The following is a 14,774-nucleotide window of genomic DNA, read 5'->3' as shown; positions in this document are numbered from 1 at the left end:
CCTCGGGAAGTGGGGTGGGGTGGGCCGGGTTTTCAGCCGAGCGGGCCGTCGAGTTGCAGCGCTCGGGCGGCCTGGGCGATGGAGGCGTTCTGCTGCTGCTCGTAGAGGGCGAAGGGGTCGAGGACGTCGCGGCCGATGGCGCCGGACAGCCAGGCGCTGTCGTAGGCGGTGCCCGCGTGGTCGTTGTTGCGTGCGCCTTCGCCGGTGAGGTTGGACTGGAAGATGCCGGCCGCGGAGCGGGGCAGGAAGTCCTCGTAGACGATGGGTTCGGCGCGCAGCCAGCCCCGGTCCACCAGCTCGCCGACGTCGGCGGGCGGGCGGCTGCCATCTCGTGGCCGGTCGGGCACCGCGTGGTAGGTGAAGAAGGCCAACTGCCGCCCAGCGAGCTGCCGTTCGGTGGCAGGGACGTGTTCCGCCCACAGCGCGCGTGCGATGTCACCTCGGTCCGCCTCGGGTCGGGCGGCCGCGTCCTGGTCGATCCGGGTCAGCAGCCGGTCGTACAGGGCGCGGCCCTCGCGGGTGAGGGCGATGCCACGCGCCTCGACCTCGCCGAACCGGACCCGCAGGGACCCGCTGCTCACGTCGCCGTCGGCGGTGCGCATGGGCCGGGGTTCGGCGAGGGCGCGGAAGGACGTCTGGCGCAGCAGCAGATCGGGGCCGTCCCAGCGCGGCGGGCCCTGGATGGTGTCGATCATCTCGATGCCGCGGTCGGTCATGCGCCGGTACAGCTCGTCGATGTCCAGGACGCGCGGGGTGAGGTGGTTGATGTGGGTGCTGCGGACGCCGCCGATGTCCGCGGCGACGGCGGAGACCCGTTCCAGGGTTTCGTACCAGCCCTGGTCGATCGGCTCGGCCGACAGCTCGAAGGCCCGCACGGCCAGGTGGAGGAAGCGGGCCGCCTCCGCCTCGGGCAACTCGCCCTCGGCCTCGGCCCGGTCGGCGAGGGCGAGCAGTTCCGGGGGGAACAGTTCACGCCCTGCGAGGAAGGTTTCCAGGCGGGCCCGCAGATCGGCGTCGAAGAACCGCGGGTCGGCGGGGGTGAGCAGGGAAGTGAAGACGCGGAACGGGTTGCGCGCCAGCTCCTCGCCGTCGGTGGGGCGGAAGGCGGTGGAGATGACGGGCACCGCGCTGGCGGCGGCCTCGCGCAGGTCGTAGAAGCCGGTCGGGTGCATGCCCAGGGCGCCGAAGATGCGCGCGACCTGGCCCATCTCCTGTGGGGTGCCGACCCGGATCGCGCCGTGGCGCTCCGCGGTGACCCGGCCGATGGAGCCCAGCCGCTCGGCGTCGGCGCCCCGGGCGCGCAGCACGTCGTCGTTGACCTCGCGGGAGACGTCCACAAGGGTGGTGTAGGCGGGGACCTCCCGCCCGTACATGTCCGAGAGCCGGGCGGCGAACGCGGCGCGCAGCTGCCACTGGCGATGTGTCCGGCTGGTCATCGAGAGTGCTGCCTTTCGGTTGGCGGTTCACACCACATCGGCGGTTCACACCACATGGGCCTCGGGACGGACCTTCGCCCCGGCCGTGAAGCGGTCAGCGCTGAAAGGTGTGACGTCGAGAAACGGTGTGCGGTCCAGATACAGGTCGCGGACGATCTCGCCGACCGCCGGTGCCTGGAGGAAGCCATGCCCCGAAAACCCGGTCGCGTAAAGAAAATTGCCCAGTTCGCCGGAGCGGCCGATCAGGGCGTTGTGGTCCGGTGTGATCTCGTAGAGCCCGGCCCAGCCGTCGACCGTCTCCATGTCGGCCAGGGCCGGGGCCCGGCGCCGGGCGGCGGCGCGGAACAGCTCCAGCCACTCCGGGGTCCAGGTGGTGTCGTAGCCGTCGGCCTGGGCGGGGTCGGCGAGGCCGAACAGCAGCCCGTCGTCGCTGTTGTGGAAGTAGGCCGTCGAGGAGAAGTCGATGGTGAAGGGGATGCGCGGGGCGGGCGGGGTGAGCGGTGCGGTGAAGGCCACCTGGCGGCGCACCGGGCGCACCGGGAGGTTCACGCCCAGCATGTCGCCGATCTGCGCCGACCAGGCGCCCGCGGTACAGATGACGGTGGCGCAGGAGATCGGCCCGTGGTCGGTGTGCACGGTGGTGATCCGGTCGCCGGCGGTTTCGATGGCGGTGACGGTGGTGTGCGTGGCGAACGTGACACCGGCCCGGGACGCGGCGCGTGCGTAGCCCTCGATGACCAGCCCGGGGCGGGCGTGGCCGTCGGTGGGCGAGTAGACGGCGGCCACGAGCCCGTCGGTGCTGACGTAGGGGCACAGTCGGCGTGCCTCCTGCGGGCCGATCATGCGGCTGGGCACGTCGAGGCTGTTCTGGGTCCTGACGCAGACCTCGAAGTCCGTCGCCTGCTGCTCGCTGGTGAGCAGGAAGAGGTAGCCGACGCTGTCGAGCCGGATGTCGGCGCCGGGACGGTGCGGGAAGTCCTGGTAGGCGCGCAGGCTCCGGCTGCCGAGCTGGATGTTGAGCGGGTCGGAGAACTGGGCCCGGACGCCGCCGATGGGCTTGCCGGAGCTGCCGCAGCCCAGCTCTCCGCGTTCGACGACGACGATGTTTGCCACTTCGGCCTCGGCCAGGTGGAAGGCGGTGCTGGCGCCCATGACACCGCCACCGATGATCACGACGTCGGCGGCGGGCGGGACGGTGCGGAAGGAGGACGAGGAGGACACGTGGCCGATCCCTTCGCGAGGCGGGCGCCGGGGCCGGCTTCAGGGTCTCCGGCCCGGCGCGGCGCGGCTGCCGCTGTGCAGGACGATGCCGATCAGCTATCTGCCGGTCATCGTGCAGCAATCCGACCGTTGACGTCTATGAACAGTTGTTGCTCGTGATCTATTAGGGTCTCTATATGGATTGGACGAGTGCCCAGCTGCGTTCCCTGGTCGAACTGACCCGGCGCGGCACCATCACCGCGGTGGCGGAGTCGCTGGGCTATACGCCCGGCGGGGTTTCGCAGCAGATCGCCGCGCTGGAGAAGGCCACCGGCATGGAGCTGCTGCGGCGGACCGGACGCAGAGTGGAGCTGACCGACGCGGGGATGACGCTGGCCCGGCACGCCGAGCGGATCCTGTCGACGGAGGCCGAGGCGGTCGAGGCGCTGGAGCGCACCCGCAACGACGCCTCGGGCACGCTGCTGGTCGGCCTGTTCGCCACGGCCGCCGCCGAGATCCTGCCGCCGGCCCTGCGCACGGCGCGCGAGGACCATCCGGGGTTGACGGTCCACAGCCGTGACATGGACGTGGACGAGGTGTACGACGCGGTGGCCTCCGGGGCCGTGGATCTCGCGCTCGGGCTCGACTATCCGGACGTGCCGATCCCGCGCGATCCGGCCCTGCGGGTGATGCGGCTGCACCGGGAGCGCTTCTCGCTCGCGGTGCCGACCGGTTCGATGGACGGCCGGGAGACCGTCACCATGGCGCAGACCCGGGGCCTGGGGTGGATCCTGCCGTCCGCCGACAGCTACTACGGGCGCGCCGTGCGCACCGCCTTCCGCCGGGCGGGCGTCGAGCCCGAGGTGCTGCACGAGGTGACGGACACCGCGGCGACACTGGCGCTGGTGGAGGCGGGGGTGGGGGTGAGCACGGTGACGGATCTGATGCTCAGGCTGCGGCCCTCACGCTTCGATGTGGTGCGGCTGCGCGAGACGATCGAGCGACACATCGTCGTGGTGTTCCGCTGTGCCGCGGAGCGCCGTCCCACCGTGGTGGCCCTGGTCGACGTCCTGCGGGCCGTGGCGCAGTCGGGGCTGGGCGGCGGGCGAGCATAAGCGTTCCTTGCTCCCCCGCCTGCCACAGGGCGGGGCTCCAGGGAGCCTCGCCCTGGTCGTGGCGTCCCCGGCCGCTCCCCTGGACCGGCTACGCCCGCTGTACCGGCTCCGCGTACGCGCCGTGGACCTCGGCTCGGCGGCGGGAGGCACGGATGGCACGAACTCACCGACTTCGCCGCGGAGATCGCGGTGGCGGACCAGCCGCACCTGGGCTCGTACCTGACCAGCCGGCTGGGCCGGGGAGACACCCCCGCGTGATCCACTACAGCTGTACGCGATGGTGGAGATCTTTTGAAGAAGTGGAATAAAAGGTGACGGCACATAGGCCGAAGTTAAAGCGCTGTTACCCGAATGCGACACCGGGCACGACGCTCAAAGAGTATTTCGTCCACTGATCAGCCGTCATTCGACACTCCGGATCCGCCGATTACTTGTGAAGACCCGGTGCCGGTCCCGCGACCAGGAGACCGGTCTTCGCGAGGGGAATTACAGACCAGGCGGTAGGGTGACGTTCGCAATCCCGGGTCGGTTCCAGAACAGCACTTGCAGCGCTCCTTACTCTTGCAGTAACCAGATGCCTCATGAAACTTTTTACTCGCAACTTTTTGCCCCGCCCCACGGCCACCCAGGACGCCCCGGCGTCTCCCGACTCCGCCGCCCAGGCGGGCCCCGGGCTGTCGGCCCTCACCGGGGAATGGATCATCGACGCGGCGCACAGCAGGATCGGTTTCTCCGTCCGGCACGCCATGGTGACCACGGTGCGCGGCGCCTTCACCGAATATGAGAGCCGCCTCTACTTCGACGGCCAGAACCCGGCCCGCTCCCGGGCCGAGATCGTGCTGGCCAGCGCCAGCGTCGACACCGGTGTCGAGCAGCGCGACGCCCATCTGACGAGCCGCGACTTCCTGGACGCCCAGACCTATCCGCGCATCAGCTTCCGCAGCACCGACGTACAGCTCGCGGGCCAGGACGTGTACCGCATGGCCGGTGACCTCACCATGAGAGACACCACCCACCCGGTGGTGCTGGAGCTGACCTACATCGGACACGTCACCGACGCCTTCGGCGACGAGCGGGTCGGCTTCGACGGCACCACCACCATCAACCGCTCCGACTGGGGCCTGACCTACAGCGCCAAACTGGCCCAGGGCGGCGCCATGGTGAGCGAGAAGGTCCGCCTCCAGTTCGACATCGCGGCCATCCGCACCCCCTCCGAGGGCTGACCCCGCGTCCCACGCCTCCATGACAACCGCCGCCCGGCGGCGCCACCTGCCATGGGGGCCTCTACACTTCCTTCGCGTCAACGCATCGCAAGCGCTTACGACGAGAATCGCGAGGGCAGCATGACGGCGCGTACCTCCCCCTGCCGGTCCGCGGAACCCACCCTGGACCGCAGGGGTTTCCTCCGGCGATCCGCCTCCCTCCCGGCGGGACTGATCGCCGTCCCGACGGCGCTGTCCCTCCTGCCCGCCGCCCAGGCCCGGGCGGCGGAGAAGACGGCCGAGCGGGCCCTCAGGTCCTTCGTCGACGACTACCGGACCAACACCACGGCCAACCTCACCCCCGAGACCAACGCGGCGTTACGCATCCTGAGCGGTGTGCAGCGGCTCTGGCACACCGGCACGGCCTGGGACAACGGCACCCCGCTCGCGGCCGACGTGCTGCGCGCCAACATGCGCTACTCGATCGCCCTCACCACGCGGCGCACCGACGCGCAGGCCCGCGAATCCTTCATCTACGACCGGCAGGACCAGAGTTACGCGGCCACCGCCGGTCTCGGCCCGCTCACCGATGTCTACCGCACCGGCGCCAAGGCCGTCACCAGCATCACCAGCGCCCCGGACACCACCCCGGCCACCACGGTCGGCGACGCCGTGCCGCCCGGCGCGCCCGCCGGTTCCGCCATCGGGGCCGGGGCCACCGACTCGGACCTGGGCGACGTCGTCCGGCTCGTGCAGACGCTGCGCGGCCCGTACGCGTCGGGCAACCCCGCCAAGTACGGCTACCAGTACCCGCGTCCGTGGCGGATGACGGAGCACAGCGAGGTCGTCGCCACAGGCGCCACGGACGCCTTCGGCTTCCCCGTCTACACGTCCGAGGTGGCCGTCACCCCGCAGTTGCTGCGTCAACGCGGCACCAAACCGGCCGAGGACGGCGGATTCCCGAGCGGTCACACCAATGCTCTTCATCTGGCCGGGCTGGCGCTGGCGTACGCGATACCCGAGCGGTTCCAGGAACTGGTGACCCACGCCTCCGCGGCCTCCCACACCCGGATCGTGTCCGGCATGCACTCCGCCCTCGACGTCATCGGCGGCCGCATCCTGGCCACCGCGCTGGCCGCCGCCGCGCTGTACGACCCGGCCAACGCCGGGCTCAAGGCCGCCGCGCGCCGGCAGGCCGCCGACTACCTCCGCGCCCGGACCGGCACCACCGCGGACACGCTCTGGGCCTACGCACACTCGGCGGGCACGGACACCGATCCGTACGCCGATCGCGCCGCCAACGCGCGCGCCTTCGCCTCACGTCTGACCTACGTCCTGCCCAGGGGCGGCGAACACCGTGAGATGACCGTGCCCAAGGGCGCCGAAGTGCTCATCGAGACCCGGCTGCCCTATCTCACCGCGCGCCAGCGGCGAGAGGTGCTGCGCACCACCGCCGTGCCCTCCGGCTACGCCCTGCTGGAGGGGCCCGAGCAGTGGGGGCGGCTCAACCTCTTCGCGGCGGCGGACGGTTACGGGGCCTTCGACCGCGACGTGACGGTGGAGATGAACCGGAGCGACGGCGGGTTCGGCGCGGCCGACGCCTGGCGCAACGACATCACCGGCGACGGCGGCCTCGTCAAACGGGGCACCGGCGCCCTGACCCTCACCGGCCGCAACCAGTACACCGGCGGCACCCGCGTCGAGGCGGGCACTCTGGTCGCGGCGTCGCCGGAGGCCCTGGGCGCCGGAGAGGTCCACGTCCACCGCGCCACCCTGCGGCTCGCGTCCCCCGGCGCGGTACGGGCGCGGCGGGGCCTCGTCCTGGCCTCCGGTGCCACGCTGGAGGTGGTGCCGAACACCGGCGTACGGGAGGCGGTTGGGGCCCCCGGCGACGGCCGTACGCCCGCGCTCGACGTCGCCCGGTCCGCCGTAGTCGGCGACGACACCGTCCTCGACATCCGGCTGGACGGCCGCCACTCCCCCGCCCGGCACACCCGCGTCACGGTGCTGCACGCCCGTGGCGGGCTGCACGGCCGGTTCGCCTCCATCAGGGTCCGGTGGGGTGGGCACACGTACACCGCCGTGCCGTCGTACTCCCGGACCACGCTCACCGTACGGCTGGCGTAGACCTCGGATCGGCGAACGGGTGGCCGCAGCGCTCCGGCTGCGGCCACGGCAGGAACGACCCGTCCTCCCGCTCCACCAGGAGCCGCTTGTCGTGGGACAGCACACCGCGCGGCCGGAGCCCGGTCAGGCTCGCGGTGGTGTACGCGGCGCTCAGGCTGCCCAGATCGTGCACCAGGCCGATCTTGAACAGGGACCGGGTCTCCGCGATGGCCTCGTGATCCCCCGCGCGCATCACCACGCGCAGCTCGGGCGCCACGGCCAGCGCCGCCACCGACACGGCGATGTTGTCCAGGTCGTCCGACGCCACCGCGGCCATCGCCTGCGCCCGCCCGAGGCGGAGGGTGCGCAGCACGAACCGGTCCGTGGCGTCGGCGACGACGACGGGCACCCCGAGCGCCTTGGCCAGCCGGAGGTTGGGGGCCGCCGGATTCCGCTCGACCGCGATCACACCGATGCCCAGGGCCTGCAACTGGGTGCACAGCCGCAGTCCCACCTGGCCGAGGCCGACGACGACCACATGGCCGCCCCGGGGCAGGGCGCGCGGACCCACGATGCCGACCGCCCGCGGGGCCAGCAGCCGGTCGACCACACCGGCCGTGAAGACGGCGGTGAACACGATGGTGATGAGCATCGCGAGGCCGGAGAACATCAGATACGCGTGCGAACCGTGGGCGAGGGCCGGGCCGACGGCGGACACGGTGCGCGCCGCCTCGAAGAACGCCTCGACGGGTGTGCGGTGGTGCAGGGCCACCAGCCAGACCCAGTCCGTCAGCAGCACCGCGAGCAGTCCGCCGAGCCCCAACAGCATGATCCGCGAACTGCCGTCGTGCGGCCGCAGCTGCCCCCGGATCTTTCCCAGCCACGCCCGGTACCGCAGGGAACGCGGTGGCCGGTACGGCTGGAGGCGCACGGTGTCCCCGTCCCAGCGGGCACCCGCGTGGCCCGAGGACGTCCTGGTGAGCGCGAGCAGATCGGGCTGGAGGCAGCCCGCCAGGAGGACCGGCGCGGCGACATCGGCCGGGGAGGTGACCTGGCAGTTCGGGACCACCCGCACCAGTTGCTCGGCCACCGTCCGGTCGAAGATCGTCACCACGAGGGTGACCTTGGGGTGGATGTGTTCCACCGCGAGTGCGTAGCGCAGGGACTCGGCGTCGTCCTCCAGCAGGATCGCGACGCCCGCCACCTCCCGGTCCAGTGCCTGCCGCAGATCCTCGTCGGTGGGCTGGGTGAAGTGGCGCACCCGGTGTCCGGCCGCCCGCAGGGAGCCGCAGACCTTGCGCGCCACCTCGCTGCCGATCACGACGAAGTACCGCTCACCGAGCGTGTCGGGGGTGTGCTGCGCCTCCCGCATCCGGCTCCTCCTCGACGCGCTCGACCTTGGCTTTTGCCCGCACACGCTAGGGGTGGGGCCCCCGCGCCACCATGAACAGATGGCAAAGGGTCAGGGTCGCTGGTCAGACATATGCTCAACGTCGTCGAGATAGGACGACACCCAGGCCAGCGGCGCGTTCCAGTTGATGGTGATCTCGTTGGTGGAGAACGCCATGATGTCGTCGACGTAGCACATCGCCGGGGCGCAGCCCTTCAGCTTCTTGGCGGCGACCGGATCCTGTAGCCCGGAGTTCGGGCCACCGGCCAGCGAACCGCGGGCCGGGCTCGGCAACTTGGCGTCGAGCTGGTGCGCCCAGAAGCGGTGGTGCTGGCGGTGCGAGTCCCGTTCGCCGTAGCCCGTGACGTAGGACTGGTTGAGCGGATTGCCGCCCAGCAGGTAGTCCATGCCACGCAACACCGCGTCACGGTAGCGGACCTTGCCGGTCAGGTCGTTCGCGGTGGCGAGCACGATCATGTTGTTGAGCACCTGGCTGTTGGAGCCCCACTCGTACTGACCGCCCTTGGGCGCGTACGGAACGCCGTAGGCCGACTTCGCGGAGTCCGCGGCGTAACGGTCGGCGGCCTTGATCACCATCGCGCGCGCGGCGGCGCGCTGCTCGTGGGTGAGCTTGCTGGGCACGGTGGCCAGGTCGAGCGCTCCGAGGCCGGCGGTGGCCGACCAGGACATGGCGCCGCCGCGCGGGAAGAGGGCGTCGACGTCGCCGTGCAGCGGTGAGTGGAGGACCGCCGTGCGGTAGGTGTTCTCACCGGTGGTGAGGAACAGCTCGGCGGCGGCCCAGTAGAACTCGTCGCCGACGTGGCGGTCGCCGTACGCGCCGCCCCCGATGGAGTCCTTGTCACTGGCGTACACCTTCGGATGCCGCTTGGCCGCGGCCCAGGCGGTCCGGGCCGTGTGCAGGCACCGGGCGGCGTAGTCGGGGTCGTAGGGCCGGAAGAGGCGGGCGCACTGCGCGGCGGCGGCCGCCAGGTTGAGGGTGGCCGCGGTGGACGGCGGGCGCAGCACACGCGGCTGCCGGTCCTGGTCCGGCCGCGTGGGGAGCCTTGTCCATCGCTTGTCGTGCACCTTATGGAACGCCATTCCGGCGTACGGCTCGCCCCGGGGCACCTGCATGCGCATCAGGAAGTCGATCTCCCAGCGCGCCTCGTCGAGGATGTCCGGGACGCCGTTGCCGCGCTCGGGCACCCGCAGCTTGCCGTCACCCAGTGCGTCGTGATCGACACCCTGAGTGGTGCGGGTGCGCTCGTACGCGGACATCAGCTGGGCCACGGAGATGCCGCCGTTGACGACGTATTTGCCCTGGTCACCGGCGTCATACCAGCCGCCGGAGACATTCCGCCGGTAGTCGGACCCGTGCCATCGGAACGGGACGTCGGTGTCGCCGCGATGCGGAGCGTTCTTGTCATGGCCCGCGGGACGAGCGTACTTCCGGCCGACGAGATCCTTGTCGATCTTGATGCCGCTGCGGTTGTTGTAGAAGTACGCCAGTGCGTCAGTGCGCAGCGAGCCGTAGAGGCGGTCGCCGATGGTGAACGGCTCGCTCTTCTTCCCGTCGATGGTGAGGGTGTAGCCCTGGCCCGCGTCGGTGACCTTGCTGAAGTCGAAGGTCTGGACGTGTCGCCGGGAGCTGGGGTCGACGCCGGCGGGGGTGGTGACGCCGCTCGCCCGCTTCGTGCCGTCGGCTGCCCTGAGCGTCCACGTCAGGGGCTTGGTGGCACCGGTCACCACGGTGCCCTTCTTGGGGCCGTAGGTCAGATAGCCGACCTGGTTCACCCGCACCGGCGAGCCGGTGTGGAACCGGGGGCCGGGCTTCTCGGCACCCGGCCGGGCCCGGTGGTCCATGGCCCCGGCGGGGGGTGCGGCCAGGGCGCCCAGCGCCAGGCTCGCGGCGACGGCCGCGCCCAGCACGCGCGGGCGTCGTTCGACGTGTATAGCCATGCCCCAGAGCCTAGGAATCCGGCTTGACCTGGGGCTTCGTACGCTTAGTCGAAATCCGGCTACGCACATCGAGCGAGTCCCGGCTACCTCAATTGAGGTAGCCGGGACTCGGTGGCGGTCAGGTCAGGTCAGGTCAGGTCAGAGATCTTCCAGCGCTGGTTCGCGCCGGAAGTCGGGGTCCATACGGTGACGGCGGCGCCGTCGTTCGTGGCCTGGCCGCCCACCTCCAGCAGTCGGCCGGTGGCCGCGTTGACCAGGGTCCAGGTGCCGTCGCCGGTGGTCGACATGATCCATTGGGTGGCCTCGTCGCGCTTCCCGTGGTCCGGCTCCAGCACCGGGGCGCCCTCGCGGACGGCCAGCCGCTTGCCCGCCACCGGGTTGGTGAACACGTACCGCTGCCGGTTGCCGGTGTCGCCGCTGATCTGGCTCAGCTGCCACTTCTGGCCCGGGGTGGCGGTGTCCGTGCCCTTGATGACGAGCTTGGTGCCGTCGTCCGCGACGGTGAGCGCCTTGCCGCTCTGGACACCGGTCAGCTCGTACGTGTGGCCCTTCCGCAGCTCGGCGGCGTCCTTGGCCACCCCGGACACGCCCTTGACGAGGAAGGTCGTCACGGACTGGGCGGGCGCGGTGAAGGTGGCCTTCCGGTCGGTCACCTCGATGGCGTCCTGCCGCTCCAGCTTGCCGTCGGCGCTGGTCACCACGGGGGTGACGGTCGCGTTGCGGCTGACCTTGCCGAACTTGGACAGGTCGAGGGTGACGTCACGCGCACCGGCTCCGCTGTTGACGTGGACGACGGTGGCCGCGTCGCCCTTCTGGGAGACGGCCGCGGCGCTGGAGGTGTCATCGGTCTTGATGAGCCGGTCGCCGGGCTTGATGTAGTGAGTGAAGTTGCGGGCCGTGTCGAACTTGGTGTTCGTGCGGATGGGGCAGGTGTCGAGCGTGTCCTTGGAGGTGCAGTTGAAGGGGAGCTGGATGCTGCCCCAGTTGCCGCCCTTGGCCGATTCCCCGCCGGGCTTCATGTTGTCGTAGTCCTCGACGGGCTGCCAGAACACCCAGGCGCGGGGCTCCAGTTCGCGGAGGTCGTCCACCATCTGCCGGGCGAGCCCGAGGCCGGGCCGCATGTCGGTGAAGCTCTGGCCGTCGCCCCAGTCGCCCTCGACCTCGCTCATCCACAGCGGCTTGTCCGCCGCCTTGGCGAGGTCGCGCACGCTGGTGCGGCCGCCGGTGCCGTAGGTGTGGACGTTCATCTGGCCGACGAGATCGCGGACCGCCTGCGGGTAGGTGTTCCAGTTCTGCGTGAAGATGCTCGGGTTGGTCTCGTCCATCGCGGAGATCTTCGCGCCGGTCCGCGCCTTCTTCAGGGCGGGGGCCAGTGCGCCGATTACCTTCTGCTGGAGTTCCGGGCCGATGTGCGCCCCCTCCTGCCGTCCGCCGACCGGCTCGCCGTCGGCTCCCAGCCGGGTGCCCCAGTAGTTGGTGTTGGGTTCGTTGAACGGGTCGACGGTGTCGACCTTGATGCCGTGTGCCTTCTCCAGCCGCTTGGTGGCGCCGGCCAGATAGGCGGCGAAGTCGCCGACGGACTCCGGCTTGAGCTGGTCGTCGGTGGCGTTGAAGCCTCCGGAGACATAGCCGCTCTTGGTCATGAACCAGGGCGGCGAGTTGCTGAACGTCTCCCAGTGGTCGATGTCGCCCCTGATGCGGTCCACCCACCAGCGCTGGGTGGCGTCGGCGTCGGGGTTCCAGTCGGCCTTGTCATCCGCGCTCCACCAGTCGGTGTCCTCGCGCGTGGTGCCCGCCGGGGCCTTCCACCAGCCCTCGACCGCTCCCCCGGCGCGGAGGTAGTCCTTGACGTCGGGGGCGTTGCCGCCGCCGATGTTGTAGCGGGCGATGTTGAGGGCCAGGCCGCTGTCCCCGAAGAGCAGCCTGGCCAGCTTCTCGCGGATCTCCTTGGGGTAGTCGCCGGTGGCGTTGGCGAACCAGACCAGGCTGGTGCCCCAGCCCTCGAATCTCTCCGCCTTGTACGAGGGATCGGGCGAAACGGTGACGGCGTCGGCCGTCGCCGCCGGGGCCTGCGCGGTCACCGGTGGGGCGGTGATGAGGGCCGCCCCGGTGGCCAGCGCGGTGACCCCAATGGTTCCCAGAAGGCGTCGTGTGCGGGTACGGCGTGCCAACGTGTGCTCCCAACTCGTGTGCGGACACTTCGGTGGACCGGCCGCCGTGCCCGCGGGGGCGACGACGGAGTTTCAGGAGGCTTCAGGAGACGGTGACAGACGTGGCGGATTCCGCCGTCAGGTCGCGGGCTGTCGCAGCACGGCGACACCCCTGGGAGTCAGGAAAAGCATGCCGTCGTCCCCGGCACCGCCGATCAGGGGCTCCCCGGTGAGTCCGGTCAGCGGCACCGTCGTATCGGTGCGGTTGACCAGGAACAGATAGCGGCTGCCGCCGCCGTGGCGCACGGCCAGCTCGACGCTTCCCCGTGCGCCCTCGGGGAGTTCGCTGCCGACACCGGCGGGCGCGAGCAGCCGGGGCAGCAGTCCGGCGAGGCCGTCCGCGCCCAGCCGGGTGGAGACGTACGCGGCCGATCCCCCGCCCACCGCGCGGCGGGTGACGGCGGGACGGCCCGCGTACGTACCACCGCGGTAGTGGGCCAGGACCTCCACCTCGGGGTCGGTGACGGTGATCCGGTCGGTCCACAGGGTGCCGGTGGCCGTGGAGTCGGCCCCGGCCGCGATCTCCACCGTCTCGCCGTCGAGCAGCGGGCCGAACTCCTCGATGCGGATGCCGAGCAGCTCGCTCAGGGCTCCCGGGTAACCGCCGAGCCACACGTGGTCGTTCTCGTCCACGACACCGGAGAAGTAGGTGGCGATCAGATGGCCGCCCTGCTCGGCGTACCGGGTGAGTTCCTTGGCCAGCGCCGTGGGGACCATGTGCAGCACCGGCGCGATCAGCACCTCGTACCGGTCGAGGCCGGACTGCGCGGTGATGACGTCGGCCCGGATGCCGAGCGCGAGGAGCGCGGAGTACCAGTCGAGCGCTTCCTGGCGGTAGTCGAGGCGGGAGGTCGGGTGGGAGTCCTGTTCGCTCGCCCACCACGACTCCCAGTCGAAGACGATCCCGACCCGGGCCGGTTCGCGTGTCGAGCCCGCCACCGGGGCCAGGGTCCGCAGGGTACGGCCGAGGGCGGCCACCGCGCGGAACACCTCACTGTCGGGCCCGGCGTGCGGCACCATCGCCGAGTGGTACCTCTCGGCTCCGGCCGCCGACTGCCGCCACTGGAAGTAACACACGGCGTCGGCGCCGTGGGCGACGTGCAGCAGCGCGTCACGGGCCAGCTCGCCCGGCCGCTTGGCCACGTTGACCGGCTGCCAGTTCACGGCGCTGGTGGAGTGCTCCATGAGGAACCAGGGGCGTCCGCCGGTGATGCCGCTGACGAGGTTCGCGGAGAAGGACAGCTCGTCGCGGTCCTGCGGTCCTGGCCGGACGTAGTGGTCGTTGGAGACGAAGTCGATCTCACCGGCCCAGTCGGCGTAGTTCATGCCCTTGGTGCCGCCCATCACCATGAAGTTCGTGGTGACCGGGATGCCGGGGGTGATCTCGCGCAGGATGTCCCGCTCCGCGCGCAGGTGCTCCTTGAGCGCGTCGGAGGAGAAGCGCTTGAAGTCCAGCTGCTGGGTGGGGTTCGGATGGGAGGCGGCGAGCCGGGGCGGCAGGATCTGGTCCCAGGCGCCGTACCGCTGGGACCAGAACGCGGTGCCCCAGGCGTGGTTGAGGGCGTCGAGGGTGGTGTAGCGGGCGCGCAGCCAGTCGCGGAAGGCGCGGGCGGCGTCGTCGGAGTAGTCGTAGATGTTGTGGCAGCCCAGCTCGTTGGAGACGTGCCAGGCCACCAGGGCGGGATGACCGGCGTACCGCTCGGCCATCTTGCCGACCAGGCGCAGCGCGTGGGTGCGGAAGACGGGCGAGGTGGGCCGCCAGTGCTGCCGCGCCCCCGGCCACACCGTCTCGCCGGAGGCGGTCACCGGGAGGATCTCCGGGTGCGCCGTGGTGAGCCAGGGCGGCGGGGACGCGGTGGCGGTGGCCAGGTCGACCCCGATGCCGCCGGTGTGCAGCATGTCCATGATCTCGTCGAGCCAGCCGAAGTCCCACTCGTCCTCGGCCGGCTGGATGCGGGCCCAGGAGAAGATCCCCACGGAGACGATGGTGACACCGGCCTCGCGCATCAGCCGGATGTCGTCCTCCCACACCTCGCGCGGCCACTGCTCGGGGTTGTAGTCCGCGCCGTAGCCGAGGCGTGGGGTGAGGTCACCGTCCGGCCCATGCGGAGGCTGGGACTGGAGGGTGGAGATCATGGTGGTCCTTCCGGTGAACC

General features: G+C 71.1%; 9 protein-coding genes. 3 read left to right on the top strand and 6 right to left on the bottom strand.

The window, feature by feature from the left end; all coding sequences use genetic code 11:
- Positions 1–32: 32 nt before the first annotated feature.
- Positions 33–1,436 (bottom strand): 2-oxoadipate dioxygenase/decarboxylase family protein, encoded by a 1,404-nt coding sequence (locus ACH4SI_RS02320; protein WP_398291585.1) that lies wholly within the window; start codon positions 1,434–1,436, stop codon positions 33–35.
- Positions 1,437–1,481: 45 nt separating this feature from the next.
- Positions 1,482–2,657, bottom strand: coding sequence for an NAD(P)/FAD-dependent oxidoreductase (locus tag ACH4SI_RS02315; RefSeq protein ID WP_398291583.1), 1,176 nt, complete (start codon positions 2,655–2,657; stop codon positions 1,482–1,484).
- 176 nt (positions 2,658–2,833) lie between these two features.
- Between ACH4SI_RS02315 and ACH4SI_RS02310 the strand changes: the two genes are divergently transcribed.
- The 3 genes from ACH4SI_RS02310 to ACH4SI_RS02300 all read left to right on the top strand — a co-directional run bounded on the left by ACH4SI_RS02310 (position 2,834) and on the right by ACH4SI_RS02300 (position 7,080).
- Positions 2,834–3,751 (top strand): LysR substrate-binding domain-containing protein, encoded by a 918-nt coding sequence (locus tag ACH4SI_RS02310; protein ID WP_398291581.1) that lies wholly within the window; start codon positions 2,834–2,836, stop codon positions 3,749–3,751.
- A 581-nt stretch (positions 3,752–4,332) separates the two neighbouring features.
- On the top strand, positions 4,333–4,974 hold the full coding sequence (locus ACH4SI_RS02305; protein ID WP_398291579.1) for a YceI family protein: 642 nt from the start codon (positions 4,333–4,335) through the stop codon (positions 4,972–4,974).
- A 120-nt stretch (positions 4,975–5,094) separates the two neighbouring features.
- Positions 5,095–7,080, top strand: coding sequence for a phosphatase PAP2 family protein (locus ACH4SI_RS02300; protein WP_398291577.1), 1,986 nt, complete (start codon positions 5,095–5,097; stop codon positions 7,078–7,080).
- Here ACH4SI_RS02300 and ACH4SI_RS02295 read toward each other — a convergent pair.
- The 4 genes from ACH4SI_RS02295 to ACH4SI_RS02280 form a co-directional block, all read right to left on the bottom strand.
- A complete protein-coding gene (locus ACH4SI_RS02295; RefSeq protein ID WP_398291575.1) occupies positions 7,061–8,431 on the bottom strand; it encodes an NAD-binding protein in 1,371 nt (456 codons plus the stop codon). The genes ACH4SI_RS02300 and ACH4SI_RS02295 overlap by 20 nt on opposite strands.
- Before the next feature lie 90 nt (positions 8,432–8,521).
- Complete coding sequence (locus tag ACH4SI_RS02290) at positions 8,522–10,408, bottom strand: glycoside hydrolase family 9 protein (RefSeq protein WP_398291573.1); 1,887 nt, start codon at positions 10,406–10,408, stop codon at positions 8,522–8,524.
- Between the two features lie 128 nt (positions 10,409–10,536).
- Entirely contained in the window at positions 10,537–12,579 is a 2,043-nt protein-coding gene (locus ACH4SI_RS02285) for an RICIN domain-containing protein (RefSeq protein WP_398291571.1), read from the bottom strand.
- Positions 12,580–12,696: 117 nt separating this feature from the next.
- A complete protein-coding gene (locus ACH4SI_RS02280) occupies positions 12,697–14,754 on the bottom strand; it encodes a beta-galactosidase (protein WP_398291569.1) in 2,058 nt (685 codons plus the stop codon).
- Positions 14,755–14,774: the final 20 nt, after the last annotated feature.

Origin of the sequence: Streptomyces sp. NPDC021212 (genome assembly GCF_044332925.1) — a bacterium.
Lineage (GTDB): Bacteria > Actinomycetota > Actinomycetes > Streptomycetales > Streptomycetaceae > Streptomyces.
This window is presented reverse-complemented; position numbering and strand designations above follow the sequence as displayed.